Raw genomic sequence first — 25550 nt, forward strand, 5'->3', positions numbered from 1 at the left:
CATTCAGCGCTGGGAGGGGCACAGTGGAGCGCACACCCGTCGGGATCATCCTCAACGGCGTCACCGGGCGGATGGGCTACCGGCAGCACCTCGTCCGGTCCCTGCTGGCCATCCGCGACCAGGGCGGCGTGCCCGCGCGCGACGGCAGCCGGATCTGGCCCGAGCTGACGCTCGTGGGCCGCGACGCGGGCCGCCTGGCCGAGATCGCCGAGCGGCACGGGCTGTCGGCGTACACGACCGACCTGGACGCGGCGCTCGCCGACGACGCCCACCAGATCTACTTCGACGCCCAGGTGACCGCCGCGCGGGAGAAGGCGATCCGGGCGGCGATCGAGGCCGGCAAGCACGTCTACACCGAGAAGCCGCTCGCCGAGGACTTCCTCGCCTCGCTGGAGCTGGCCCGGCTCGCCGCCGCGAAGGGCGTCCGCAACGGCGTCGTACAGGACAAGCTGTTCCTGCCCGGCCTGCGCAAACTCAAGCGGCTGGTCGACGGCGGCTTCTTCGGCCGGATCCTGTCCGTGCGCGGCGAGTTCGGCTACTGGGTGTTCGAAGGCGACTGGCAGGCCGCGCAGCGTCCGAGCTGGAACTACCGCGCCGAGGACGGCGGCGGCATCACGCTGGACATGTTCCCGCACTGGCACTACGTGCTGGAGCAGATCATCGCCCCGGTCACCGCCGTCACCGCCGTCACCGCCACGCACATCCCCGAGCGCGTCGACGAGAACGGCGGCCACTACCGCGCCACGGCCGACGACGCCGCGTACGGCATCTTCGAACTCGCCGGCGGCATCGTCGCGCAGATCAACTCCTCCTGGGCGGTCCGCGTGCACCGCGACGAGCTGGTCGAGTTCCAGGTCGACGGCACGCACGGCAGCGCTGTCGCCGGGCTGCGCGACTGCCGTATCCAGCACCGGGGCACCACCCCGATGCCGGTGTGGAACCCGGACCTGCCGGTCACCGAGCCGTTCCGCGCGCAGTGGCAGACCGTGCCGGACAACGGCGAGCACGACAACGCGTTCAAGGTGCAGTGGGAGGCGTTCCTGCGGCACGTCGTCGACGACGAGCCGTTCCCGTGGGACTTCCTGGCCGGCGCGCGCGGCGTGCAACTGGCCGAGGCCGGGCTGCGCTCGGCGCGGGAGGGGCGGCGGGTGCAGATCGAGGAGATCCCCCGGTGAGCACGCTCGTCACGCTGCCGGCGCCGGGCGGCGGCACCGAGCGGCTCACGTTGCGGGAACCGGCCGCCTGGCAGCGGCCGTCCGGGCCGCCGGCCAGCCGGATCGCGTACGCGGCCGCGCACGTCGTCGCCGACCCGTACGCCGACAACTCCCCCGGCCGTCCGGCGGGCCTGGACTGGGACGCGACGCTCGCGGTGCGGCGCGACCTGTGGTCGTGGGGGCTCGGTGTGGCCGAGGCGATGGACACCGCGCAGCGCGGGATGGGGCTGGACTGGACGGCCACCCGCGAGCTGATCCGGCGCAGCGCCGCCGAGGCCGCCTCCTGCGGCGGGCGCATCGTCGCCGGGGTGGGCACCGACCAGCTCACCGGCGTCCCGCGCACGCTCGACGAGGTCGTCGCCGCGTACGCCGAGCAGCTCGCGGTCGTGCAGGGGTACGGCGCCACGCCGGTGCTGATGGCCAGCCGGCACCTCGCCGCGCTCGCCACCGGCCCGGAGGACTACCTGCGCGTCTACGAGCGGGTGCTGCGGGAGGCCGGCGCGCCGGTGGTGCTGCACTGGCTCGGCGACATGTTCGACCCGGCGCTGTCCGGCTACTGGGGCTCGACCGACCTGGACGAGGCCACCGCCACGTTCGCCGCGCTGGTGCACGCCCACGCCGACCTGGTCGACGGCGTGAAGGTGTCGCTGCTCGACACCGGGCGGGAGGTGCGGCTGCGGGAACTGCTGCCGCCGACGGTGAAGGTCTACACCGGCGACGACTACCACTACCCGGAGCTGATCGAGGGCGACGGGAAGCTGTTCAGCCACGCGCTGCTCGGCGCGTTCGCGGCGATCGCCCCGGCCGCGTCGGCCGCGCTGGCCCGGCTCGACGCGGACGACAGGGCCGGGTTCCGGGCGATCCTCGACCCGACGGTGCCGCTGTCCCGGCACCTGTTCGCCCCGCCGACGCCGTACTACAAGACCGGCATCGCGTTCCTGTCCTGGCTCAACGGGCGGCAGCCCGGCTTCACCATGGTCGGCGGCCTGCACGGCGGGCGCGGCGTCCCGCACCTGGTCGAGGCGTTCCGGCTGGCCGACGCCGCCGGGCTGCTGCTCGACCCCGAGCTGGCGGCACAGCGGATGCGCGCGTACCTGGACGTGGCGGGCGTGCCCGGATGAGCGCCGATCCCCGGCTGGCCCGGCTGTCGCTCAACCAGCGCACCACGCAACGCTGGTCGGTGGCGCAGGCGGTCGACGGCTGTGTGCGCGCCGGCATCCCGGCGATCGGGCTGTGGCGCGAGCCGGTGGCCGAGATCGGCGTACCGGCCGCGGCGCGGCTCGTCACCGACGCCGGGCTGCGGGTGTCGTCGCTGTGCCGGGGCGGGTTCCTCACCGCCGCCGACGACGCCGGACGGGCCGCGGCCCTGGCGGACAACCGGCGCGCGATCGACGAGGCCGCCGCGCTGCGCGCCGCCTGCCTGGTGCTCGTCGTCGGCGGGCTGCCGCCCGGCTCCCGTGACCTGGCGGGCGCCCGGCAGCGGGTCGCCGACGCGCTGGCCGAGCTGGCCCCGTACGCGGCTGCGCGCGGGGTACGCCTCGCGCTGGAGCCACTGCACCCGATGTACTGCGCCGACCGGGCGGTGCTGTCCACGCTCGGGCAGGCCCTCGATGTGGCCGAGGCGTTCCCGGCAGAGCAGGTCGGCGTCGTGGTGGACACGTTCCACGTCTGGTGGGATCCGGACGTGTGGCGGCAGATCGCCCGCGCCGGGACGCGGATCGCGAGTTTCCAGATCTGCGACTTCCTCACCCCGCTCCCGGCCGACGTGCTGCTGGGGCGCGGCATGATGGGCGACGGGCACATCGACTTCCCGCCGCTGCGCCGCGCGGTGGAGGCCGCCGGATACTCGGGCGACGTCGAGGTGGAGATCTTCAACGCCGAGGTGTGGGCCACCGACCCGGACCAGGTGCTCGCCACCATGACCGCCCGGTACGTGGATCTCGTGCTCACCGACTGACTCAGTGTCACGAGTCCGGCCTGTCGGATAAATCAGGTGGCCGGTCCCCCGGATCCGGGGGCAGGATCGGGATCATGGCATCCCCGCACCTCACCACTCCGATCACCTCCGACCTGCTGCGCGGCGCGCTCGACCTGGAACAGACCTCCGACGGGGTGCTGCCGCACCGGCTGCCCGCGTGGGCCCGGGCGCAGAACATCGACCCGCAGCTCATGACGGCGGAGGCGATGCCCTCGGGCGTACGGCTGGTGTTCCGCACCCGCGCCACCACCGTCGAGCTGGACGTGCTGCCGATGAAGATGGTCTACCGGGGCACCGGGCCGCGTCCCGACGGCCGCTACGACCTGGTCGTGGAGGGCCGCCTCGCCGGTCAGGCCACCGCCGGTGGCGGCAAGGTGCTCACCATCGACCTGGCCACCGGCACGTCCGACATCGAGCCGGGGCCGGTCGGCACGGTGCGCTTCACCGACCTGCCCGCCACCGACAAGGAGGTGGTGATCTGGCTGCCGCAGCGGGAGATCACCGAGCTGGTGGCGCTGCGCACGGATGCGCCGGTCGAGCCGGTCGACACGGGTGACCGCCGGGTGTGGCTGCACCACGGCAGCTCGATCAGCCACGGCTCGGACGCGGAGAGCCCCACCGGCACCTGGCCGGCGGTGGCCGCCACGCTGGCCGGCGTGGAGCTGGTCAACCTGGGGTTCAGCGGCAGCGCGCTGCTCGATCCGTTCACCGCCCGCGCGATGCGCGACACCCCGGCCGACCTGATCAGCGTCAAGATCGGCATCAACGTGGTGAACGCCGACCTGATGCGGCTGCGCGCGTTCGGCCCGGCCGTGCACGGCTTCCTGGACACCATCCGGGAGGGCCACCCGCACACGCCGCTGCTTGTCGTGTCGTCGATCCTGTGCCCGATCCAGGAGGACACGCCCGGCCCGGGCGCTGTCGAGTTCGTCGACGGGAAGGTGCGGTTCCGGGCCACCGGCGACCCGGCCGAGGTGGCTTCCGGCCGGCTCACGCTGCGCGTCATCCGCGCCGAGCTGGCCCGGATCGTGGCGTCCCGGGCCGGCGCGGACCCGAACCTGCACTACCTCGACGGGCTGGAGCTGTACGGCGAGGCCGACTACGCCGAGCTGCCGCTGCCCGACGAGCTGCACCCCGACCCGGCCGCCGACCGCCGCATCGGCGGGCGGTTCGCCGCGCTGGCGTTCGGACCGAAGGGACCGTTCGCCGCCGCGCAGTGACGGACACCCGCCCACGGCGCGGTGTGACCCAGGTCACGCCGCGCCGTGATCCGTCGGAGGGGCCGTGAACGACCATCTAGGCGTGGGAGGAAGCAAACAGGACGAGGAGCGGCTGCTGCGGCGGGTCGCACGCGGCGACCTCGACGCGTTCGACGAGCTGTACCGGCGTACGTCGCCGTGGCTCGCGATCCGGCTGCGGCGGCGCTGCGCGGACGACGGCATCGTCGCCGAGGTCCTCCAGGACACGTACCTGACGGTGTGGCGGGCCGCCGGCTCGTTCTCCGGCATCCGGCGCTCCGGTGGATCGGACGCGCCGGGCGGTTCGGCCGCCGGCTGGATCTGGACCATCGCGGCCCGGCGCCTGGTCGACGCGCTGCGCCGCCGCGCCCGCGTCCAGGAGGTGCCCACCGACGTGCTTCCGGTACGCAGCGCGCCGGCCGCCGAGGACGAGGCGCTCGCCGGGTCGTTCGGCTCGGAGGTAGGAGCCGCGCTGGACGCGCTGGCCCCGGAACTGCGGGCGGTGCTCGCCGCGATGGTCCTGGACGGACTGACCGTCCGGGAGACATCGGTCCTGCTGGGGGTGCCGGAGGGCACAGTGAAGAGCCGGGCGCGGCGTGCCCGCAACGCGCTACGGGAGGCACTGGCATGACCGCTCACGTTCCCCCGCCGGCACTGGTCGCGTACGCGGCGGGCAGCCCCGACGACGCCGCCGCCTGGACGATCGAGGTGCACCTGGAGGGCTGCGCCGAGTGCCGCGACCGGCTCGGCGAGCTGGCCGCGCCGCCGCTGCGGGCGCTGCTCGGCGACGCCCGGGAGGCGATCCTGGCACAGGCCCGCACCGGGCCGCGACCGGTGCCCCGGCGACCGCTGCGACGGTGGTGGCTGCGCTGGACCGACTGGTCGCTGCTGGCCTGGGCGGCGATGACGTGCACGGCGATCCTCGCCGCGGTGCTGCTGGACCGCAACTACCCCGAGCAGCCCTCGACGGTGCTGCTGCTCGCGCCGGTCGCGCCGCTGGCCGGGCTCGCGGTGGCCTGGTCCCGACGCGCCAACCCGAACTGGGAGGTGGTCGCCGGCACCGCCCGCGCCGGGCTGGAACTGCTGCTGCGCCGTACCCTCGCGGTTCTGCTCCTGGTCGCGCCCGTGCTCGCGGTGGCCGGGCTGGCGGTCGGCCGCAACCCCGCGCTGTGGCTGCTGCCCTGCCTGACGTTCACCGCGGCGACGCTGCTGCTCGGCAGCCGCGTCGGCGTGCCGCTGGCCGCCGCCGTCCTCGGCGGCGGCTGGCTCACCGCGGTCGCGGCCGCGTCGTTCACCGGCGACGCCGACGCGGCCCGCGCCGCCGCCGTCACCGAAGCCCTGCTCCGGCCCGCCACCATGCCCGCCTGGGCGGCGGCCGCCGCCGTGCTCACCGCGCTGACCGTGCTGCGCGCCGACCACCTGCGGCGCGCGGCCGGCTGACGCCGGCCCTCCGGAACCACGCCACGGCGCCCGCCGGCGCCGCGGACGACCCTGCCCCGAGAAGGAGACGACATTGGTACGCGCAGTGAGCGCCGACGAGGTGGCGCCGACCCGGCACGCCTGGCGGATCGAGGCGGTGGGACTGTCGGTGAAGGCCGGACGGCACCTGGCCGTCGACAACCTCGGCCTGACGCTGGGCAGCGGCGTGCACGGGCTGCTCGGCCCCAACGGCGCCGGCAAGAGCACGCTGATGCGCGCGCTCGCCACAGTGGTCAAACCACACGGCGGGGTGCTCCGGCTGACCGGCGCGGACGCCACCGCGTCCCGCGAGCTGCGGCCGGTGCGCCGCCGGCTCGGCTACCTGCCGCAGCAGTTCGGCTACTACCCCCGGTTCACCGTCCGGGAGTACGTCGAGTACGTGGCCTGGCTGCGGGAGATGCCGGCCTCGGCGGTGCCGGGCGCGACCCAGCGGGCCATCGACCGGGTACGCCTCACCGACCGGGCCGACGCCAAGCTCAAGTCGCTGTCCGGCGGCATGCTGCGCCGGGCCGGCATCGCCCAGGCGATCGTGAACGAACCGGACCTGCTGCTGCTCGACGAACCGACAGTCGGCCTGGACCCGGAACAGCGGGTCGAGTTCCGTGAGCTGATCCGCGAACTCGGCGCGGACGCCTGCGTGCTGGTCTCCACCCACCTGGTGGAGGACGTGGTGGCGGCCTGCTCCGACGTCATCCTGATGGACCAGGGCACCCGCGTGTTCCAGGGCCTGCCCGCCGACCTGGTCCGCCACGGCGAGACCGGCGGCGTCGGCGACAGCGCCGCCGAGCGCGGCTACTCGTACCTTCTCCAGCAGCACCGGAGCGCCTGATGATCCGACAGGTACGCGTCGAACTGCGCCGCTCCAACGCGCCGACCGTGGCGGTCCTGCTCCTGATCATCGGGATCCTCGGCGCCGCCAGCATGTACAGCTTCTGGCAGGGACAGTGGCTGCGGTTGGGCTACGTCCACTCCTCCGGCATGTTCCTCCTGATGCCCCTGTCGCTGGCCGGCGGCGCGGTACTGGGCCGCCGGGACCGGCGTACCCGCGCCGACGAGCTGATGAACAGCACCGGCCGGCCCCGCTGGCAGCGCGCGCTGCCCGCGATGACCGCGCTCGGCGTCGCCGTCGCGGCCGCGCACCTGCTCGTGCTCGCCGGCGCCGGCGCGGTGGTCGCCTTCGACGGCGCCTACCTCGGCGTACGCGGACTCGCCGGGCCCCTGACCGACGTGCTGGTGCTGGTGGGCGCGGCCTGGGTGGGGGTGGCCGTCGGCCGGCTGTGGTCCTCGCCGCTGCTGCCGCCGCTGCTGGCCGCCGCCGGCCTGGTCGCGCAGGAGGGCACCGCCATGCTCGGCGGTCCGGGCAGCACCAGCCGGCTGTCGAACGCCTCCCTGATGATCTCCTGGCCGCCGGACACGCCGTGGGAGACGCTGTCCGACCGGCTGCTGCTCAGCCGCCTCGCGCTGGGCGTCGGGCTGGTCCTCGCCGGGCTGCTGCTGGCGGCGGGCCGGTCGTGGCCGGTCCGGGCCGGGGCGCTCGCGAGCCTCGCCGGGGGCGTGGCGGGTCTCCTGCTGATCGGCGTGCCCGGCCCGACCGGGATCTGGCAGCTCGATCCGGACGCACGCCGCTTCGTCTGCGCCGACGGCACGCCGCAGGTGTGCGTCACCGCCGTCAACGCGCACCTGCTGCCCGAGATCACTCCCGAGGCCCGCCGAGGGCTCAAGGCGCTGGCAAAGCTGCCGGACGCGCCGGCCCGCGCGGTGGAAGTGCGGCTGGACACCGTCGGCAGCAACGACAGCGAGCAGTGGCACCGGCCCAAGCCGGCACCCGGCACCGTGCAGTTCCTCCTGGAGGTCGACCCGCAGACCGGCCGGGCCGCCGACGTGGCCGAGCGCATCGCCCTGGGGGGCGGCACCATGTGGTACGGCTGCGGGCGCAGCGGCGACGACATCGCCCCGGCGATCGCCGCGGCCTGGCTGCTCGACGTCGAGACCGTGCGGCTGTGGGACTCCTGGACCGGCTACCGGTACGCCGACGAGAAGCAGGAGGAGATCCGGGACGGGGTGCGGCAACTGCGCGCGCTGCCCGAGCCGGAGCAGCTGCGGCGCATCACCGCGCTGCGGGACGCAGCCACGCGGTGCGAGCCGGACCTGATGCCGGCGCTCACCGGACGGGCCGCGCCGTGACCCGCTGGCTGCCGCTGTACGTGCGGTCCCGCCGGCTACCCGCCGCCCTGGCCGGATCCGCTATCGCGGTCGCCGTGATGGCCGTCGCCTGGTCCGGCTTCACCGACCGCCCCGCGGTGCCCGCCGGCCTCGCCGTGCTCACCACCGCGCTGGCGGTCGCGCCGCTCGGGCCGACGCTCGCCGGCACCGATCCGGCGCTGGAGCGCACCGCCGCGTGGCAGTGGGCGCCGCGCCGGGCCGGGCACCTGCTCGGGTACGCCGCGGCGGTGGTCGGACTGCTGGCCGCCGCCCGCGTTCTCGGCGCCGACTTCGGGCCGCTGGACGTGCTGGCCCGCAACACGGCCGGGCTGATCGGGCTGGTCGGCCTCGGCGCGGCGCTGGCCGGCGCCCGGGCCGCCTGGCAGGCGCCGACCGCCTGGGCCGCCATGGCGTCCTTCATGGCCGCGCCGGGCGGGCCGGAATGGCGGCAGGCGGCGCTGTGGATGGCGCAGGAGCCGGGCAACCGGATCGCCGCGGTCACCGCCACGACGTTCCTCCTCGGCGGCGTCGTCGCGTACGCGCTGCGGGTCGGCCCGCAGGTCGCGGCGGCCGAGGCGGCGCTGGAACAGTGACGTGCCGGGCCTCGTCGCGCGCCCACGCGCGCGGCGAGGCCCGGCCGATGTCAGGTCAGCGGCACCCAGGCCAGGGTGGTCATGCCGGCCAGGGCGGTCGCCTTGAGACCGGCGTCGGAGAGCGTCCAGAGCACGCCGTCGATCATCAGCGAGCGGCGGATCGGCGTCCGCTCGCCGCCGTCGGCCAGGCTCCCCGGATGGTCCACCGCGCCGGCCACTGTGAATCCCTTGTCGCCGAGCCGCAACGCCAGCACACCACCGAACGGCGGGCGCTTCGTGCCGTCGGGCCCATCGGTGTCCACGCCCGACTGCATCACCGGGATCACCACCAGCCGCTCCGGCGGCCAGTAGAGGAACGCGTGCGGGTCGTGCTCCGCCTCCGACCAGCCACGGGCGACGTGGTGCTGGGCGATCCGGGTGGGCCGGGCCGGGTCGGCGACGTCGAACAGCGACACCTGGGTGCCGGTCACCTGCCCCTCGTCAGTGGCGTCCTGGCCGACGCCGATCAGGCGCCCGTCGCCGGCCGGGTGCAGGTACGCCGAATACCCGTTGATCTTCAGCTCGCCGGTCACCCGGGGCGCGGCCGGGTCGCGCAGGTCCACGCCGTACAGCGGGTCGGTCTGCCGGAACGTGACCACGTATCCGGTGCCGCCGACGAACCGCACCGCGAAGATCCGCTCGCCCTTGCCGAGGCCGGTGACCGCGCCGACCCGCTTCAGCGTGGCCCCGTCGGCGCGCAGCACGTAGACGCCGGACTGGGAGGACCTCTCCCGCCTCCACGTGTCGCCGGTGGTGGTGGCGACCCGCAGGTGACCGTCCCACTCGGACAGCGCGTACTGGTTGATCAGCCAGCCGGGCACCGACCCGGCGGCGACGAAGCGCGGCGTGCCCGCGGCGGTGTCGAACTGGTAGATCTCGGTGCTGACGTCGCGCGCCTCCGGTGACGCGACGCGCCACGTCCGCCAGCGCTGGTCGGCGGCGACGTAGAGGCGTTGACCGTTGCTGTACACCGTGTCGCCGTCCGCGAACACGGTGACCGGGTTGCCGGTGCCGAGCGCGGGCGCGCCCAGGTCGAAGCTGAGCACGGTGAGCGTCGAGGCGGCGGAGAAGCCGGCCGGCCGGCTCACCCGGTCGCAGCCGACCCGACCGCTGCCGACAGTGCGGACGCCGTCGCGGATCTCGTACCGGGGCAGCCAGTCGTCGAGCGTGGCCTTGTCGATGACCCCGCGGTTCGCGGCGATCCGCTGCGCGTCGGTACGCTCCCCCGGCTGCTGCGGAAACTCGAGCCGGTGACCGGAACTGATCACGATGCGGGCGGTCGCGCCGACCTGCCGTGCGTCGACCATCCGGCCGTCGATCCGGTACTCGCCGACGACGCGCGGCGCTGCGGCGAGGTCGACCAGGACCATCCGGGCCTGCCCGACCACGCCGGGTGCGGGACGCCGACCGGGCACCGTGGACTCGGGGACCCTTCCGGCGCGCAGCAGCACGAGCGCGCGGTCCCCGTGCAGCAGCAGGCTGCCCTCCTGCCCGGAGAACCGGTCGGCGGCCGGATCGAGCGCCAGCCGGCCGGTCTGCCGGCGGGTCGCCGGGTCGACGACCGTCAGCACGCCCCGGCCGTACGTGACGATGCGCCGGCCGTCGGTCTTGACCAGGTCCGGCTCGTCCACGCCGGCCTCGTGTACGTTCGTCCCGGAGAAGTCCGGAGTGGACGCCGGCCCGGCCGCCTTCTGGGCGCCGCTGTCGGCCCCGGCCTCCGCGCCGAACCGGAGCAGGTCGCGGCCCGGCCCGAGACCCCACGGTCCCACCGCCGCCCGAGCGGCCGCCCGGATCTGCCGTAGCGCCTCGTCGCAGGAGTCGAACGCGACGAGCCGCAACCCACCGGCCGGAACGGGCCGGCCGGTGGGCGGCGGATCGGCCGAGGGTGACGCGGTGCAGCCACCGAGGGCCAGCGCGGCGGCCATCGTCCATCCGATCGTCCGGAATCTGCGAAAGGTCATGGGCCGTCAGACGTGGCCGCGGCGAGCACGGTTCCCGGCCGAACGCGCTCAGCCGCCGGCCATCGCGCCGAGCACGATGAACGGCTCCTTGCCCTTGACGACCTCCTCGGGCAGCGGCTCGTCCGGCGACTCGTTCGACAGGTCCAGCTCGCAGGCGTAGAAGCGGACGAACGGCCGGCGCTTCCCGCTGTGCCGGTCGCGGATCGTGCCGAGCTGCATCGGGTACGCGGCCTCCAGCGCGTCGAGCACCTCCCGCTGGGTGGGCGGCCCGGCCACCTCGACGCGTACCTCGCCGGTGACGTGCGCCAGGTTCTTCAGGTGCGCCGGTAACACCACCCGGATCACGGCAGCACCTGGACCTCGACCGAGAGCACGCCCGGCAGGTCCCGCACGATCGGCGCCCAGGTGTCGCCGCCGTCGGCCGAGTGGTAGACCTGACCGCCGGTGGTGCCGAAGTAGATCCCGCAGGGGTCGAGCGTGTCGACGGCCATCGCGTCGCGCAGCACGTTGACGTAGCAGTGCGACTGCGGCAGCCCTTCGGTCAGCGGCTCCCAGTGCTCACCGCCGGTACGGCTGCGGTAGACGCGCAGCTTGCCCTCCGGCGGGTAGTGCAGCGAGTCGCTGGTGATCGGCACCACGTAGACCGTCTCCGGCTCGTGCGCGTGCACCGCGATCGGGAAGCCGAAGTCCGTCGGCAGGTCGCCGCTGATCTCCCGCCAGTTGCCGCCGGCGTCGTCGGTGCGCATGACGTCCCAGTGCTTCTGCATGAACAGCGTGTCCGGCCGGGACGGGTGCTGGGCGAGGCGGTGCACGCAGTGCCCCACCTCGGAGTCGGTGTCCGGGATCTCGCCGGAACGAAGTCCCTTGTTGATCGGCAGCCAGCTCGCGCCGCCGTCGTCGCTGCGGAACGCGCCCGCCGCCGAGATCGCGACGTAGATCCGGTCCCGGTCGGCCGCGTCGAGGATGATCGTGTGCAGGCACATCCCGCCCGCACCGGGCTGCCAGGACGGGCCGGTCGGATGCTGCCGCAGCGCGGTCAGCTCGGACCACTTCTGGCCGCCGTCGGTGGACAGGTAGAGCGCGGCGTCCTCACCGCCCGCGTACACGGTGTCGGGGTCGTGGCGGGACGGCTCCAGGTGCCAGATCCGCTTGAACTCCCACGGGCGCGGGGTGCCGTCGTACCAGAGGTGCTGCCCGACCTCGCCGCTGTAGGCGAAGTCGTTGCCGACTGTCGTCCAGTTCCGGCCGCCGTCGTCCGAACGCTGGATCAGCTGCCCGAACCAGCCGCCGGACTGGGACGCGTAGAGCCGGTCCGGTTCGACGGGTGAACCTGTGAGGTGGTAGATCTCCCATCCGCCGAAGTGCGGTCCGTCGACGGTCCAGTCGTCGCGCTTGCCGTCCGACGTCAGAATGAACGCGCCCTTGCGCGTGCCGACAAGTACCCGTACGCCGCTCATGTCTCGTCCTCCATCCAGGTGTCTTCCCTGCACTGACCGCGGGCCTCGCCGAAACTCATCGTCGTGGTACTCCCAGGCTTGACATTTCTCCGCCGGACGCGCGGCGGCCGGGCGCCACGCCGGTACGGCGGGAATGTCGGGGGCTGCGGCTAGCGTGCGGGCATGACCGGTCCCGGAGACGTTCCGCCCGAGCACCTCGACCGCCTGCGCCCGGTCTGCCTCGGCCTGCCCGACGCCTACGAGGAGCCGGCCTGGGTGGGTGTGCGGTGGCGGGTGCGCGGCCGCACGTTCGCCCACGTGCTCACCGTCGACCCCGGCCACCAGGCCGCGTACGCGCGGGCGGCGGCGACCGACGAGCCGGTCTGCGTGATGACGTTCCGCTCCCCCGGCGACGAGATCGCCGGGCAGCCCGCGGCCGGGCCGCACTTCTTCAAGCCGGACTGGGCCGCCGACGTGGTCGGCCTGCGACTCGACGCGGACACGGACTGGACCGAGGTCGCCGAGCTGCTCACCGAGAGCTACTGCGTGCTGGCCCCGAAGAAGCTCGTGGCGCTGGTCGACCGGCCCGGTTGAGTCAGCCGAGCTTCTTGCGCAGCGTCTCGAACGCCAGGTCCGGCCGCAGCGGCACGCCGAAGCGCTCGTCGCCGTACGGGAACGGGCTCAGCTCGCCGGTGCGGACGTAGCCGCGCCGCTCGTACCAGGCGATCAGGTCGTCGCGCTGGACGATCACGGTCATCCGCATCTCACCGGCGTGCCACTGCTGCGTCGCGTACCGCTCGGCCTCGGCCAGCAGCTCCCGGCCCAGGCCGCCGCCCTGCCGGCCGGGGGCCACCGCGAACATCCCGAAGTAGACGTGGTCGTCGCGGCGTTCCAGCTGGCAGCAGGCGAGCAGGTCACCGTCCTGCTCGGCGACCAGCACCACGCCGTCCGGGGCGGTGACCGCCGAGGCGACCATGTCCGGGTCGGTGCGCTGCCCGGCCAGCAGGTCCGCCTCGTGGGTCCAGCCCTGCCGGCTGCGCTCACCCCGGTACGCCGACTCGATCAGGTCGACGAGGGCGGCCACGTCGCCGGGGCGGGCGACCCGGACGGTACGGGATGCGGGGCTGGTCATGGCGGTTCTCCACGGTCGCGGCTGCGTACCTGGTCAGCGTACGCACGCGGGCGTTGCGGGCGGCGGCCGGGACCACGGGGCGGGACGGCTGGTGGTTCACTGCCCGGCATGGAGACGACGATCGGCACGGCGGGCCTGCCCGCGGTCCTCGACCTGCCGGCCGCGCCGGTACGGGGAGGCCTGGTGGTGCTGCACGGCTCGCACGCCGGGCAGCGTTCCCATTTCCTGTACGCGCACCTGGCCCGGCTGCTGCCCAGGGCCGGGATCGCGGTGCTGCGCTACGACCGCCGCCCCCGCGTCGACGGGCACGACGTGCCGCTGGCCGACCAGGCCGACGACGCCTCCGCCGCGCTCACCGAGCTGCGCCGGCACGTCGGGGCGGTCCCGGTCGGGTTGTGGGGGTTCAGCCAGGGCGCGTGGGCGGCGGCGCTGACCGCCACCCGGCACCCGGTTGACTTCCTGGTCCTGGTCGGTTGCAGCGGGGTGAGCCCCGCGAGGCAGATGCGCTACGGCACCGCTGAGCAGTTGCGCCGGCACGGGTACGGGCCGGCCGACGTGGTTGAGCTGACCCGGCTGCGCGCGCTCGCCGAGGACTACCTGCGCGGCGACGTGCCACGCGCGGTGGCGCAGGCGGAGCTGGACGTCGCCGTGCGCCACCCCTGGTTCCCACTGGCGTCCCTGCCCGAGGAACTGCCCGCCACGCCCGGCACGTGGACCGACATGGACTACGACCCGGCGCCGGTGCTGGCGCGGCTGACCTGCCCGGTGCTGCTCTGCTGGGGCGAGACGGACGCCTGGATCCCGATCGAGGACAGCCTCGCGGTGTGGCGGCGGGCGGCCCGCGACGCCGAGCTGACGGTGGCCCGGCTGGCGGGCTGCGACCACGCGCCCACGCTCGGCGAGGGTGAGGACCTGGACAGTGTCAGCCCGCAGTACGAGCGGGTGCTGTTGGGCTGGCTGGACCGCCTGCTGCCGCCGGCCGGCTGAGCGGGCTGCCGGTTCCGCCTCCAATTCTCCGCGCGCCGCGCCGCCGCCGACGGCTAGCCTGCCGGGCATGGATGCCGCGCTGCCCACGTTCGAGTTCGCCTTCCCCGGCCCGCTGCGCGACCAGCTCGTCGCCGCGGTGCTCGACGGGAGCAAGACCACCACTACCGCGCTGGTCCAGGACTACGAGATCGACGGCGAGCCGCTGCCGGCCGTCGGCAGCCGCTCGGCGGTCATCGACTCCGACAGCCGGCCGGTGGCGGTGATCGAGCTGGTCGAGGTCCGCGTCGCCCGCCTCGGCGACGTCGATCTCGACCACGCGCGGGACGAGGGCGAGGGCTACGAGTCGGTCGCCGCCTGGCGGGCCGGCCACGAGCGGTTCTGGCACGGCGAGGACTACCGCGGCTGGCTCGGCGACCCCACGTTCACCGTCGACGACGACACCATGGCCGTGCTGGAACGCTTCCGCCTGGTCGAGACGCTCTGACGGCGGCCCGCGTGGCTCACTCGGCGGCGAGCCAGGCGCGCAGCGCCGCACCGTGCTCGTCCAGCTCCGGGGGCGGCAGCTCGTAGCGCGGCGGGGTGCCGGACAGGCCGATCGGGTTGCGGATCCCCGGCACGCCGCCGGTCGTCGCCACCGGCTCCAGGCCCAGCCTCTGCGCCAGCGCCACCCCCTCGGCCACCGAGTTGATCGGGCTGCACGGCACGCCCGCCGCGCGCAGTTCGCCGAACCACTCCGCGCTGCCGCGCTGGGACAGCGCCGCCACCAGCAGCGGCCGCAGCTCGTCGCGGTGCGCGACGCGGTCGGCGTTGCGCCGGAACCGCGCGTCGCCGGCCAGCTCCGGCACGCCCAGCACCCGGCAGAGGGTACGGAACTGCCCGTCGTTGCCGGCGATCACCACCAGTTCGCCGTCGGCGGTGGGCAGCGGCTCGTACGGCACGATGCTCGGGTGCGCGTTGCCCATCCGGTGCGGCTGCGCGGCCCCGGCCACGTGCGCGCTGGTGTGGTTGACCAGCCCGGACAGCGCCGACGAGAGCAGGTCCACCGTGACGTGCTGCCCGCGCCCGGTCTCCTCGCGGTGCCGCAGCGCGGCCAGGATCCCGACCGCCGCGTGCAGCCCGGCGATCACGTCGAACACCGCGACACCGGCCTTGTAGGGCGGGCCGTCCGCGTCCCCGGTGAGGCTCATCAACCCGGCGGCGGCCTGCACCATCAGGTCGTACCCGGGCAGGTCGGCGCCCCCGGCAGCGCCGAAACCGCTGATCGAGGCGTACACCAGGCGGGCGTTGCGGGCGGTGACCGTGTCGTGGTCGAGGCCGACGCGGCGCAGCGCGCCCGGCCGGAAGTTCTGGATCAGCACGTCGGCCCGGTCGGCCAGCCGGTGCGCCAGCGTCAGGTCGCCGGGGTCGGTCAGGTCGAGCACCAGTGAGCGCTTGTTGCGGTTGACCGCCAGGTAGTAGGTGGAGACGTCGTCGCGGACCGGGGGCCGCCAGCCGCGGGTGTCGTCGCCGCCCGGTGACTCCACCTTGACCACGTCCGCGCCGAGGTCCGCCAGGAGCATCGTCGCGTACGGTCCGGCGAGGATGCGGGAGAAGTCGGCGACCAGCACCCCGTGCAACGGACCCGACATGCCGACCCCTCTCTCGCCGCCGACCACGATGACACATTCCTGACGGCCCAGCCGGCCGGGGTGGCCCGTCCGGCTACGGTCGCCTCGGGGACGTACCGGGAAAGGGGTTGCCCGTGCCGCTGCTCAGCCGGCTCGCCGAAGCCACCGACGAGCGCCCGGGCGCGATCCGGGTGCAGGACCGCTCGCTGTCCTGGGTGGAGCTGCGCCGGGCGGCCACCGCGGTCGCCGACGACCTGCGCGGCGCGGCCCGGGTGGCGGTGCCCGCGACGGCGAGCCTGGAGACGGTGATCGGCGTGGTCGGCGGGCTGCTCGCCGGCGCGGCGGTGGTGCCGGTGCCGCCCGACGCCGGGCCGATGGAACGCGACCACATCCTGCGCGACTCCGGCGCGGAGGTGCTGCTGGCGGCGCCGGGCACACGGGAAGCCCATTCGCCGCCGCTCGTGCCGCTGGACCTGGCTCGGCGCTCGGACACCAGCCATCCCGAGCCCGACCCGGCGGCCACCGCGCTGATCCTCTACACCAGCGGCACCACCGGCGCGCCCAAGGGCGCGATGCTGTCCCGCCGCGCGGTCGCCGCCTGCCTGGACGGGCTCGCCGACGCCTGGGCGTGGACGCCGGACGACGTGCTGGTCCACGGGCTGCCGCTGTTCCACGTGCACGGGCTGGTGCTGGGCGTGCTCGGCCCGCTGCGCGTCGGCAGCCGCCTGCGCCACGTCGGCCGTCCCCACCCCGAGCGGTACGCGGCGGCGGGCGGCTCGCTGTACTTCGGCGTACCCACGATCTGGTCGCGGATCGCGGCGCAACCCGCGGCGGCGCGGGCGCTGCGCGGCGCCCGGCTGCTCGTGTCCGGCAGCGCGGCGCTGCCCGATCCGGTCTTCGCGGCGCTGGCCGGGCTGACCGGGCACCGGCCGCTGGAGCGGTACGGCATGACCGAGACGCTCGTGACGGTGAGCGCCCGCGCGGACGGTCCCCGGCGGCCCGGCACCGTGGGTGTGCCGCTGCCCGGCGTGCACACGCGGGTGCGGGACGAGCACGGCGACCCGCTGCCGGCGGACGGCGCGGCCATGGGTGAGCTGCAGGTACGCGGCGGCACGCTGTTCGACGGTTACCTGAACCGGCCGGACGCCGACGCAGCCGGTCGCACCGCCGACGGCTGGTTCCGCACCGGCGACGTCGCCACGGTCGACCCGGACGGCGTCCACCGCATCGTCGGCCGGGCCGCCACCGACCTGATCAAGAGCGGCGGGTACCGGATCGGGGCCGGCGAGGTGGAGGACGAGCTGCTGGCCCACCCGGGTGTGCGGGAGGCGGCGGTGGTCGGCACGCCCCACCCCGACCTGGGGCAGCAGGTGACCGCGTACGTGGTCGGCGACGGCGTGGCCGAGGCCGAGCTGATCGACTTCGTGGCGCGGCACCTGTCCGCGCACAAGCGTCCCCGGCAGGTGCGGCTGGTCGGCGCGCTGCCCCGCAACGCGATGGGCAAGGTGCAGAAGACCCTGCTGACCGAGGCGTGAGTGGCCCTCTCAGCGGGCCGCTGCCGCGCGGCGGACCTGACGGCGGGCCTCGTCCGCCGGCACGCCTGTGGCACGCAGCAGGTCGTTGGCGACCGTCCGCAACTGCGAGACCACGATGGTGCCGGAGAAGCCGATGTCCTGCCGGCACGCCTCGCCCGCGTCGCGGACCGCGCGCAGCACCCGCTCCCGGGCGGCGACCGGCTCCTCGGCGGCCAGGAACGCCCGGTGCAGCAGCCGGATCGCCGCGCTGAAGTGCTCCAGCGCGGCGGGCAGGTGCGGCGGCACCGGCTCCCGGTCCCGCAGCGCGGTGCCGATCCGGCGCACCATGCCCCGGCTGTTGCGGAACGCCCGGTCCAGGTGCTCGGCGCCGTGCCGGTACGCGGCCAGGGCCCGCCGTCGCCGCCAGCGCACCGGGGAGAACCGGACCACCTCGTCGGCGGCGGTGACCATCTCGTCGATCCGGTCCAGTTCCGTCTCGGCGGCGCGCATCCGGGCCAGCACCTCGTCGGCCGCCCGCACGTCGGCGTGTGCCAGGGCCTCCGCCGACGCGGTCATCTGGCACGCGAACGTGTCGAGCGCCGGATCGGCGACGCGGCGGACCGCGCGCAGCGGGTTCAGCGGCGCGATCACCAGCACCACGAGCAGGCCGACCACGCCGCCGACGAGCGCGTTGACGGTCCGGGGCAGCTCCAGGTCGGGCGACACCGGGGTCAGCGTGGCGACCAGCACCGCCGTACCGCCGGCCTGGGTGACGAGCGCGCCGGTGCCCCGGACGAGCACCGCCGCGGAGACCGCCAGGAACACGATCACGCCGGTCTGCCACGGGCCGGTGCCGAAGAGATGGATCAGCAGGTCGCCGACGACGATGCCGAGGACGACACCGACCACCAGTTCCACGGTGCGCCGGGTGCGGTTGCCGAGCGAGGCGGCGATGACGCTCACCGCCGCGGCCGGCGCGAACGTCGGGTCGGGGTTGCCGAGCACCTCGCGGGCCACCGTCCAGGCCAGCGCGGCGGCCAGGCCGGCCTGGACCGCCACCAGGAAGTACGTCCGCAGCCTCCGGCGGCTGGACCGCCCGACGTCGCGCACCCGGTCGACGGCATCCCGCATGCGCCCGGGTACCCGCGGTCGCCCGCCCGAACCTCACCCCGGGTACGCCATCGTGCCGGTCAGCGCCACCACTCCGGGCAGCCGGGTGTCCTGGCGCAGGAACTGCACCACCACCGGGACCGGGGAACGCAGCACGCAGCCGTACGGGCGGTCCAGCCGCACCGCCTCCGGGTCGATCAGGTCGTTCACCCGTACGTGCCGGATCCGGCGGGCGCCAACCAGTAGCCGGTACGGTCCGACCGGTTCGGCGTCCTGGTAGTAGAAGTCCAGCTCCAGCTCGGCGTCCTCGTCGGTGGCGTTGAGCACGCAGAGCTGGTCGAAGGCGGTGAACGCCGGTTCCGGGCCGTGCGCGGGGAACGGCACGTGCCCGCCCGGCACCACCCAGACCCGGGCGCCGACCGGCGCGCTCACGACTCCTCCAGCAGCCGGGCCAGGTCCGGGGTGAGGAACACCCCGTCCGGGTCGAGCCGGCGGCGCACCGCCTGGAAGTCGTCCCAGCGGGGATAGAGGGGACGCAGCTCCCGCGCGCCGAGCCAGTGCTTCTTGCCCCAGTGCGGGCGTCCGCCGTAGTGCCGGAACACCGCCTCCATGTCCCGGAAGTACTCGTCGTACGGCAGCGAGGTGTTCTGCAGGCAGGCGATCGTGGTGGTGGGGCGGCCGTAGGCGTTGCTGAGCCAGATGTCGTCGGCGGCGATGGTGCGGACCAGGACCCGCCAGGCGGCCACCCGGCGGTGCCCGGCGGGCACCCGGCGGCGCACCTCGGCGAAGCAGGCCGGGAACGCCTCCGACGGCAGCATGTACTCGATCTCCTCGAAGCGCAGCTCCCGGTGCCGGGGAATGGTGCGGTGGGTGGGCCCGACCTGGCTCTGCCGCGGCTCGCCGTCCGGCAGCCGGGGCTGTGCCCGGTCCGGCGCGGCGTCCGTGTCGGTGCGGTTGATCACCCGGATCTGCGTCTGGTCGCTGCGCGGGTACCAGTAGAAGTCCATGTTGCGGTTGGTGTGCTGCAGCACGGCGAGGTGGTCCAGGGTCCAGTCCAGGTGCGCGCACCAGGAGCGGCGGTGCAGTTGGTAGGTCGGCTGCACGTCGAGCGTGACCTGGGTGACCACGCCGAGCGCGCCGAGGGAGAGGCGCACCGCCGGCAGCAGCTCCGGGTTGCGCCGCGCGTCGACGTCCAGCACGTCGCCGGTGCCGGTGACCAGGCGCACGCCGGTGACCTGGGTGCTCAGGTTCCCAAATCCGATGCCGGTGCCGTGGGTGCCGGTGGCGGTCGCCCCAGCGATCGACTGGTAGTCGACGTCGCCCAGGTTGTCCATGGCCAGCCCGGCGTCGTAGAGCCCTTCGCCCAGCGCCCGCAGCTTCGTGCCGGCCCACGCGGTCGCGACCCGCCCGTCGTCGGAGATCACCCCGGCCATCCGGTCCAGGCTCAGCAGGATCCCGTCGGTACGCACCAGCGGGCTGGACGAGTGCCCCGAGCCGACCGGCCGGACGGTCGCGCGCGTGGCCCGGGCACGGCGCACCAGGTCGCACACCTCGGCCTCGTCGGCCGGCTCGGCCCGGTCCGCCGGTGTAAAGCGGAGACTGCCGGACCAGTTCACGAACTCGCGTGTCACAGCGGCCCCTCCCCGGCCCGCTTACCCGTGCCCGCGCCGGGTAGTCACCGCCGTGTCCGAGCCGCCGCTGTCGTTCCCGCCGATCGACGCGTACGCGTTCCTGTCCGACACGCACACCACGGCGCTCGTCGCACCGGACGGGGCGGTCGAGTGGTTCTGCGTACCGGACGCGGCGGGCGACGCGGTCGCGGCCCGGCTGCTCGACCGGGACACCGGCGGCCGGTTCACGCTCACCGTCGCCGGCTGCCCGGCGCCGCGGCGCCGCTACCGGCCGGACACGCTGGTGCTGGAGAACGACTGGGCCGCCCCGTCCGGCGCGGCGGCCGGCGAGGACCTGCTCGCGGTCCGGCCCGGCGCCGCCGACCGGCCGATCCACGCCGAGCGGGCGCTGGTGCGCCGGCTGCGAATCACCGACGGTGTGCTGCGGGTCCGCGCCGAGCTGACGCCCCGGCCCGGGTACGGGGCACGCCCGGTGCGCTGGCGGCGCGACGGTAACGGCTGGCACGCCGACGGCACGCCGCTGCGGCTGCGCACCGACCTGCCGGTCACCGTCGAGGACGGCACGCTCGTCGCCGAGGCGGAGCTGCGCGCCGGGCAGGACGCGACGCTGCTTCTCGGGTACGCCGACCCGGTGCCCGCCCTCGCCGACGCCGAGGAGCTGACCGAGCGGACCGCCGACAGCTGGCGGGCGTGGTCGGCGCGCGGCGACTACACGGGCTTCGCGGCCGGGGCGGTCCGGCACAGCGCCCTGGTGCTGCGCGGCCTGTCCTACGACGAGACCGGCGCGCTGCTGGCCGCCCCGACCACATCGCTGCCCGAGGAGATCGGCGGGGTCCGCAACTGGGACTACCGCTTCACCTGGCACCGGGACGCGGCGCTGCTGCTGCTCGCGCTGCTCCGCCTGGGCCACGCCGAGGAGGGCCGCCGCTATCTGCGGTTCCTGCTCGGCATCTGCGCGCGGCAGCATCCGCTCGCGCCGCTCGTCGGCATCCACGGCCACGCCACCGAGGAGCGTGAGCTGCCGCACCTGTCCGGCTACGCCGGCTCGGCGCCGGTGCGGGTCGGCAACGAGGCGGCGAACCAGATCCAGTTCGACACGTACGGGCACATCCTCGACGCGGCGCTTGCCTACCAGCTGCTCACCGGCGAGCTGACCGGCCCGCAGTGGGCGCTGCTGCGGCGGCACGTCGAGACCATGGCGGAGCGCTGGCGGGAACCGGACCACGGGGTGTGGGAGATCCGCGGCCCGTGCCGGCACTACGTCTACTCGAAGGTGATGACCTGGGTCTGCCTGGACCGGGGCATCCGCCTCGCCGGGCTGCTCGGCGACGGCGCCGCGCCGGTGGACCGGTGGCGCCGGGAACGTGACGCGCTGCACGCCGAGGTGCTCGACCGCGGGTACGACGAGCGCGCCGGCAGTTTCGTCATGGCGTACGGCGGGACCGAGCCGGACGCCTCGCTGCTGCGGATGCCGCTCGTCGGGTTCCTGCCCGGCGACGACGCCCGGGTGGTCGCCACCGTCGAACGGATCCGCGCCGACCTCGCCGTCGCGCCCGACCTGATCCGGCGCTACCGGGCCGACGACGGGCTGCCCGGCACCGAGGGGGCGTTCCTGCTCTGCTCCTTCGAGCTGGTCTCGGCGCTGGTACTGGCCGGCCGGCACGGCGAGGCGCGGGACATCTTCGACCGGCTGGCCGGCCGGGCCGGGCCGCTCGGCCTGCATCCGGAGGAACGCGCGCCCGACGGCACGGCGCTGGGCAACTTCCTGCAAGCGTTCACCCATCTGGCACTGATCGAGGCTGCGCTGAACCTGGACTCGGCGGGCGACCGGGACGCGCTGCACGCGTGGGCGGAACGGTCAGCGGCCGCGGCGGCGTGACCGGCACCCCGCCGGGAACCAGCGCGCCCCTCCCGACGACTATCCCTGTATGGCGTGTGAGCAGTGGCGGGAAATCCTGTCGGCACAGCTGGACGGTGAGGCGTCCCGCTCGGAGATCGAGGCGGCCGAGGCGCACCTGACCGGCTGCGCCGGCTGCCGGGGCTGGTTCGACTCGGCCGCGGCGGTCACCCGGCGGGCCCGTACGCAGCTCGCCCCGCGCGTACCCGACCTGGTCGACGCGGTGCTCGCCGCCGCGCCGCCGCCCCGGCCGAGCCGCCGCCAGCGGATCGCGCTCGGACTACGCGGGGCGCTCGGGTTGCTCGGCGCGGTGCAGCTCGTGCTCGGCCTGGCCCAGATCGGCCGGGAGGCGGTCGTCGCACACGCCCACACCTCCGGCCAGCACCTGTGGCACGAGTCGGCGGCGTGGAACGTAGCAGTCGGCGCCGGGTTCCTCTACGTGGCGGCACGCCGGACCACGCCGTCCGGCCTGCTGCCGATGCTCAGCGCGTTCGTCGCCACGCTGGTGCTGCTGTCGGTGAACGACCTGATCACCGGTCAGGTCGCGATGACCCGGCTGGTCAGCCACGGCTTCCTGCTGGTCGGCTGGGCCGTGATGCTGGTGCTGTCCCGGCCGGGCTGGCGCCCCGGCGACACGCCGCCCGGGCGGGGCCGGTCGAGCGGATCGCGGTGGGCGCTGCGCACCGAGGAACCGGCCGCGCCGGCGCCGCTGCGGCTGGTGCAGCCGGGCCCGTACCCCGCCCAGGCCCGCAACCGGCGCGCGGCCTGACGCGCGGCGCCGCGCGGGGCCTGAACCGCCGGACGGCCGGGGCCCGCGGGTGTCAGCGGGCCCGGCGGTCACGGACGTCGCCGGACCAGGCGGCGGCCAGGTCCTCCCGGGCGCGGGCGACCCGGGACCGGATCGTGCCGACCGGGCAGCCGCACACCTCGGCGGCCTCGGCGTAGGACAGGCCCAGCACCTGGGTGGCCACGAACGCCTCCCGGCGGTCCGGGGCGAGCGCCGCGATGAGCCCGCGCAACACCACCCCGTCGTCCCCGCCGCGGGTCACCGCCCCGGCCGCCTCGGCGGCGGCCTGCCAGTCCGCCAGGGCGGCCGTGCGGGGCCGCGCGGTCGCCGCCCGGACGTGGTCCACCGCGACCCGGCGGGCGATGGTGAAGACCCAGGTACGCGCCGACGACCGGCCCGCGAAGCCGGGCAGGCTGCGCAGCGCGCGCAGGAACGTCTCCTGGGCCAGGTCGTCGGCCTCGGCCGGCCCGGCCAGGTGGGCGAGGAACCGCCACACCGGCGCCTGGAGGGCACGGACGAACGCGGCAGCGGCCAGCCGGTCACCACGGGCGGCGCTCCGGGCCCACCCGGTCACCTGCTCGTCGTCGGCGTCCGGGCTCATCCTCGGCCGGCCCGCGGGCCCGACATCGTCATGCCCGACGGTACGGATCCGCTGCCCGCTCGGTTCATCCCTGGCGTCCCTCCTGCCACCGGGCCTGACTGTCGGCGACCTCCGGTTGGTCGGCCGGCGGGCGGGAAAAGTTCCCGAACCGGGTCAGTCGTCGTCGACGGAGACGGTGACCGGCCCGACCCGCAGGACGCCGTCGGTGAGCGGCGCGCAGCGCACGCCGCCCCGGCGACGCAGCGCCTTCCAGGTGCCGGACGCGACCACCACGTCGAGCCAGGCGCACGGCGGCGCGGCCCGGTGCACCCGCAGGCGGACCGGACCGTCGCCGGAGTCGAGCGTGAGCACCCGGCCGACCAGCTCGTCCACCGGGATGCCGTCGGTCAGCACGTTGCGCCGCAACTGGGTGAGGTCCGCCCCGGGCGGCAGCGACTCCCGCGCGATCAGCGTGACGCTCGCCCGGCGGTGCGCCGGGCGGCCGAAGTAGCGGTCCCCGACGATGCCGAGCCCGGCGCGCACCTCCACCCGCTCGACCAGTTCACCGGGCGGCGCGGGGGCGGGCCCGTCCGCGGGGCGGCCCACGTACCGGTGCACGGGCGAGGCCAGCAACTGGACGATCCGCGGCATACCCCGAAGTGTAATCGCGGGCATACCACCGCCAAACCGGACGATAGCCGCGCTCACGTATCCGCGGCTTACGCAGGGCGTTGTACCAGGTGTGACGGCGAGGCGACCCGACGCGATCGGGGCTCATCCCCGGCGGCGGCTGGCCTGGGCGCGGCGCGAGAACGAGCGCCGGCGCCAGGCGTACGAGACGGCGGCGCGGGCCTGGCGGCGGCGCGCGGAGCACCTCGACCGGCTGCGGATCGAGGCGGCCGGCTTCCACGGGTGCGTCCTGGCCGGCACCGCGCTACCGGTGCCGCTGGACGACGGTGAGGTCGTCTACCGCATCCTGCCCACCGTCGACCTCGTCGAGGCCACGGCCCGGCACCTACCCGGACTGCCGGTGCCGGACGGCACGCTCGCCGGATGTCTCGACCCGGCCGAGGGCCCGCTACCGGCCGGGCTGCGCGTGATCGCCAGCGGCGCCGCCGTGGTGACCGACCGGCGGGTCGCTTTCACCGGGCCCGGCGTCGGCCGGGAGTGGCCCCTGCGGAATCTGCGCGGACTCGGGCACCACCCCGGCCGTCCGGTCACCCTGCTGCACGACGCCAACGGCATACCGGCGGGCCTGCGCGTACCGGCGCCGGGCGCGGCGAACGCCCGGTTCTACCTCACCCTGGCCCACGCCGACGCCACCGGTACGCGCACCGCGGTGGTGGAGGACGTCGAGGCGCTGTGGTCCGCCCACCGGGCCGCCCGGCCCCGCCCACCCCGGCCACTCGGGCCGTGGGACGCCCCCGCCGAACGGGCGCTCCCCCAGCGGCTGGCCGCGGCGGGCGTCGCAGCGATGGCCGTACTGCTGGGCGTCACCTCCGCCGGCACCTGGACCGCGACCGCCGGGCAGACCGACCCGGCAGCCCGAACCGCGACGCACCCGGCGACCGCACCCCCACCGGCCGTTTCGTCAGTGCCGCACGTGGCGACCCCGGTCAACCCGTCGTCTCCCCCCACGTCCCGGCCGCCCCGGCCCGCGCCGCGGCCTCCGGCCGCCGGTTCGGGTGATCGGGTCCCCACCACCGCGCCACCTGCCGCCGGATCCCCGTCGACGCGCGTGAGCGGCCGTACGCCCGTGATCGTCGAACCGTCCGGCCCACCCGCCGCCGGTCCGGCGACGCCGGCGCCGAGCGTGAGCCCGACGGCTGATCCGGTTCCGACCGGCGAGCCCGATCCGACAACCGAGCCGAGCCCGTCCGCCGCATCCGCCGAGCCGAGCATCCTGGACCTGGTGGGCCTGCACCTCGGCCTGGCCGTCGGTTCCGGCGCAACAGCCCGGCAAGACGCAACCCTCCCCTGACCCCGTCCCCACGCTCGCCGCTCTCCCACTTCCCCGCCGTCCCGCCCTCGCGGTCACCCCGCCTCACCCTCGCCGTCGATCTTGCACTTCGCGCCCCGCAGATGCCGGATTAATCCCGCTTTAGGCGGGCCGGAAGTGCAAGATCGACGGCGAGGGTGAGGCGGGGTGACCGCGAGGGCGGGAC

The 25550-nt window shown here is 75.2% G+C and carries 26 protein-coding genes; 16 read left to right on the forward strand and 10 right to left on the reverse strand.

Annotated features, from left to right (window positions below; genetic code table 11):
• Nucleotides 1-23: 23 nt before the first annotated feature.
• The 9 genes from BAW75_RS07990 (at nt 24) to BAW75_RS08030 (ending at nt 8704) form a co-directional block, all read left to right on the forward strand.
• Complete coding sequence (locus BAW75_RS07990; RefSeq protein WP_043324235.1) at nt 24-1175, forward strand: Gfo/Idh/MocA family protein; 1152 nt, start codon at nt 24-26, stop codon at nt 1173-1175.
• The gene (locus BAW75_RS07995) at nt 1172-2335 is read left to right on the forward strand and encodes a dihydrodipicolinate synthase family protein (protein ID WP_104113129.1); all 1164 of its coding nucleotides are present in this window, start codon (nt 1172-1174) and stop codon (nt 2333-2335) included. Before BAW75_RS07990 ends, BAW75_RS07995 begins: the two co-directional genes overlap by 4 nt.
• Nucleotides 2332-3171, forward strand: a complete 840-nt coding sequence (locus BAW75_RS08000) for a sugar phosphate isomerase/epimerase family protein (RefSeq protein WP_104113130.1) — start codon at nt 2332-2334, stop codon at nt 3169-3171. The genes BAW75_RS07995 and BAW75_RS08000 overlap by 4 nt, the downstream gene beginning before the upstream one ends.
• Nucleotides 3172-3245: 74 nt before the next feature.
• Nucleotides 3246-4412, forward strand: a complete 1167-nt coding sequence (locus BAW75_RS08005) for an SGNH/GDSL hydrolase family protein (protein ID WP_104113131.1) — start codon at nt 3246-3248, stop codon at nt 4410-4412.
• 64 nt (nt 4413-4476) lie between these two features.
• Entirely contained in the window at nt 4477-5061 is a 585-nt protein-coding gene (locus tag BAW75_RS08010) for an RNA polymerase sigma factor (protein ID WP_104113132.1), read from the forward strand.
• Nucleotides 5058-5870 (forward strand): cupin domain-containing protein, encoded by an 813-nt coding sequence (locus BAW75_RS08015; protein WP_104113133.1) that lies wholly within the window; start codon nt 5058-5060, stop codon nt 5868-5870. Before BAW75_RS08010 ends, BAW75_RS08015 begins: the two co-directional genes overlap by 4 nt.
• 73 nt (nt 5871-5943) lie before the next feature.
• Complete coding sequence (locus BAW75_RS08020; RefSeq protein ID WP_104113134.1) at nt 5944-6738, forward strand: ATP-binding cassette domain-containing protein; 795 nt, start codon at nt 5944-5946, stop codon at nt 6736-6738.
• The gene (locus BAW75_RS08025) at nt 6738-8093 is read left to right on the forward strand and encodes a hypothetical protein (RefSeq protein WP_104113135.1); all 1356 of its coding nucleotides are present in this window, start codon (nt 6738-6740) and stop codon (nt 8091-8093) included. Before BAW75_RS08020 ends, BAW75_RS08025 begins: the two co-directional genes overlap by 1 nt.
• Nucleotides 8090-8704, forward strand: a complete 615-nt coding sequence (locus tag BAW75_RS08030) for a hypothetical protein (RefSeq protein ID WP_104113136.1) — start codon at nt 8090-8092, stop codon at nt 8702-8704. The genes BAW75_RS08025 and BAW75_RS08030 overlap by 4 nt, the downstream gene beginning before the upstream one ends.
• A gap of 50 nt (nt 8705-8754) precedes the next feature.
• Here the strand turns inward: BAW75_RS08030 and BAW75_RS08035 are convergent, their stop codons facing one another.
• Genes BAW75_RS08035 through BAW75_RS08045 form a run of 3 tightly spaced genes read right to left on the reverse strand, consistent with a single transcriptional unit; the run spans nt 8755 to nt 12161 of the window.
• On the reverse strand, nt 8755-10704 hold the full coding sequence (locus BAW75_RS08035) for a beta-propeller domain-containing protein (protein WP_244206038.1): 1950 nt from the start codon (nt 10702-10704) through the stop codon (nt 8755-8757).
• Nucleotides 10705-10752: 48 nt separating this feature from the next.
• A complete protein-coding gene (locus tag BAW75_RS08040) occupies nt 10753-11049 on the reverse strand; it encodes a MoaD/ThiS family protein (protein ID WP_104113138.1) in 297 nt (98 codons plus the stop codon).
• Complete coding sequence (locus tag BAW75_RS08045) at nt 11046-12161, reverse strand: WD40/YVTN/BNR-like repeat-containing protein (RefSeq protein ID WP_104113139.1); 1116 nt, start codon at nt 12159-12161, stop codon at nt 11046-11048. Before BAW75_RS08045 ends, BAW75_RS08040 begins: the two co-directional genes overlap by 4 nt.
• A 162-nt stretch (nt 12162-12323) precedes the next feature.
• Here BAW75_RS08045 and BAW75_RS08050 point away from each other — a divergent pair, with 162 nt between their 5' ends.
• Complete coding sequence (locus BAW75_RS08050) at nt 12324-12734, forward strand: MmcQ/YjbR family DNA-binding protein (protein ID WP_104113140.1); 411 nt, start codon at nt 12324-12326, stop codon at nt 12732-12734.
• 1 nt (nt 12735) lies between these two features.
• Here BAW75_RS08050 and BAW75_RS08055 read toward each other — a convergent pair whose 3' ends face one another.
• Complete coding sequence (locus tag BAW75_RS08055; protein WP_064446059.1) at nt 12736-13272, reverse strand: GNAT family N-acetyltransferase; 537 nt, start codon at nt 13270-13272, stop codon at nt 12736-12738.
• A 108-nt stretch (nt 13273-13380) separates the two neighbouring features.
• Here BAW75_RS08055 and BAW75_RS08060 point away from each other — a divergent pair, with 108 nt between their 5' ends.
• On the forward strand, nt 13381-14259 hold the full coding sequence (locus BAW75_RS08060; protein ID WP_104113141.1) for an alpha/beta hydrolase family protein: 879 nt from the start codon (nt 13381-13383) through the stop codon (nt 14257-14259).
• Between the two features lie 67 nt (nt 14260-14326).
• Nucleotides 14327-14743, forward strand: a complete 417-nt coding sequence (locus BAW75_RS08065) for an ASCH domain-containing protein (RefSeq protein ID WP_104113142.1) — start codon at nt 14327-14329, stop codon at nt 14741-14743.
• Between the two features lie 16 nt (nt 14744-14759).
• On the opposite strand, the gene BAW75_RS08070 is transcribed toward BAW75_RS08065, so the two are convergent.
• Complete coding sequence (locus BAW75_RS08070) at nt 14760-15887, reverse strand: CaiB/BaiF CoA transferase family protein (RefSeq protein ID WP_104113143.1); 1128 nt, start codon at nt 15885-15887, stop codon at nt 14760-14762.
• A 113-nt stretch (nt 15888-16000) separates the two neighbouring features.
• Here BAW75_RS08070 and BAW75_RS08075 point away from each other — a divergent pair, with 113 nt between their 5' ends.
• The gene (locus BAW75_RS08075) at nt 16001-17401 is read left to right on the forward strand and encodes an acyl-CoA synthetase (protein WP_104113144.1); all 1401 of its coding nucleotides are present in this window, start codon (nt 16001-16003) and stop codon (nt 17399-17401) included.
• 9 nt (nt 17402-17410) lie between these two features.
• Here the strand turns inward: BAW75_RS08075 and BAW75_RS08080 are convergent, their stop codons facing one another.
• The 3 genes from BAW75_RS08080 to BAW75_RS08090 are packed head-to-tail and all read right to left on the reverse strand — an operon-like array spanning nt 17411 to nt 20121.
• Entirely contained in the window at nt 17411-18511 is a 1101-nt protein-coding gene (locus BAW75_RS08080) for an FUSC family protein (RefSeq protein ID WP_104113145.1), read from the reverse strand.
• A 33-nt stretch (nt 18512-18544) separates the two neighbouring features.
• Entirely contained in the window at nt 18545-18922 is a 378-nt protein-coding gene (locus BAW75_RS08085) for a sensory rhodopsin transducer (RefSeq protein WP_104113146.1), read from the reverse strand.
• The gene (locus tag BAW75_RS08090; protein ID WP_104113147.1) at nt 18919-20121 is read right to left on the reverse strand and encodes a D-arabinono-1,4-lactone oxidase; all 1203 of its coding nucleotides are present in this window, start codon (nt 20119-20121) and stop codon (nt 18919-18921) included. Before BAW75_RS08090 ends, BAW75_RS08085 begins: the two co-directional genes overlap by 4 nt.
• Nucleotides 20122-20173: 52 nt before the next feature.
• Here BAW75_RS08090 and BAW75_RS08095 point away from each other — a divergent pair, with 52 nt between their 5' ends.
• Nucleotides 20174-22000, forward strand: coding sequence for a glycoside hydrolase family 15 protein (locus BAW75_RS08095; protein ID WP_208635206.1), 1827 nt, complete (start codon nt 20174-20176; stop codon nt 21998-22000).
• Nucleotides 22001-22049: 49 nt separating this feature from the next.
• Entirely contained in the window at nt 22050-22787 is a 738-nt protein-coding gene (locus tag BAW75_RS08100) for a zf-HC2 domain-containing protein (protein ID WP_043324265.1), read from the forward strand.
• Nucleotides 22788-22839: 52 nt separating this feature from the next.
• On the opposite strand, the gene BAW75_RS08105 is transcribed toward BAW75_RS08100, so the two are convergent.
• Complete coding sequence (locus BAW75_RS08105; protein WP_043324268.1) at nt 22840-23406, reverse strand: sigma-70 family RNA polymerase sigma factor; 567 nt, start codon at nt 23404-23406, stop codon at nt 22840-22842.
• A gap of 153 nt (nt 23407-23559) precedes the next feature.
• Nucleotides 23560-24036, reverse strand: a complete 477-nt coding sequence (locus tag BAW75_RS08110) for a molybdenum cofactor biosysynthesis protein (protein WP_104113148.1) — start codon at nt 24034-24036, stop codon at nt 23560-23562.
• A gap of 91 nt (nt 24037-24127) precedes the next feature.
• On the opposite strand from BAW75_RS08110, the gene BAW75_RS08115 reads away from it, so the two are divergent.
• Nucleotides 24128-25366: a hypothetical protein gene (locus BAW75_RS08115; RefSeq protein ID WP_244206039.1), complete on the forward strand. Its 1239-nt coding sequence runs from the start codon at nt 24128-24130 to the stop codon at nt 25364-25366.
• Nucleotides 25367-25550 lie beyond the last annotated feature (184 nt).

The sequence above is a fragment of the Micromonospora chalcea genome, assembly GCF_002926165.1.
Lineage (GTDB): Bacteria > Actinomycetota > Actinomycetes > Mycobacteriales > Micromonosporaceae > Micromonospora > Micromonospora chalcea.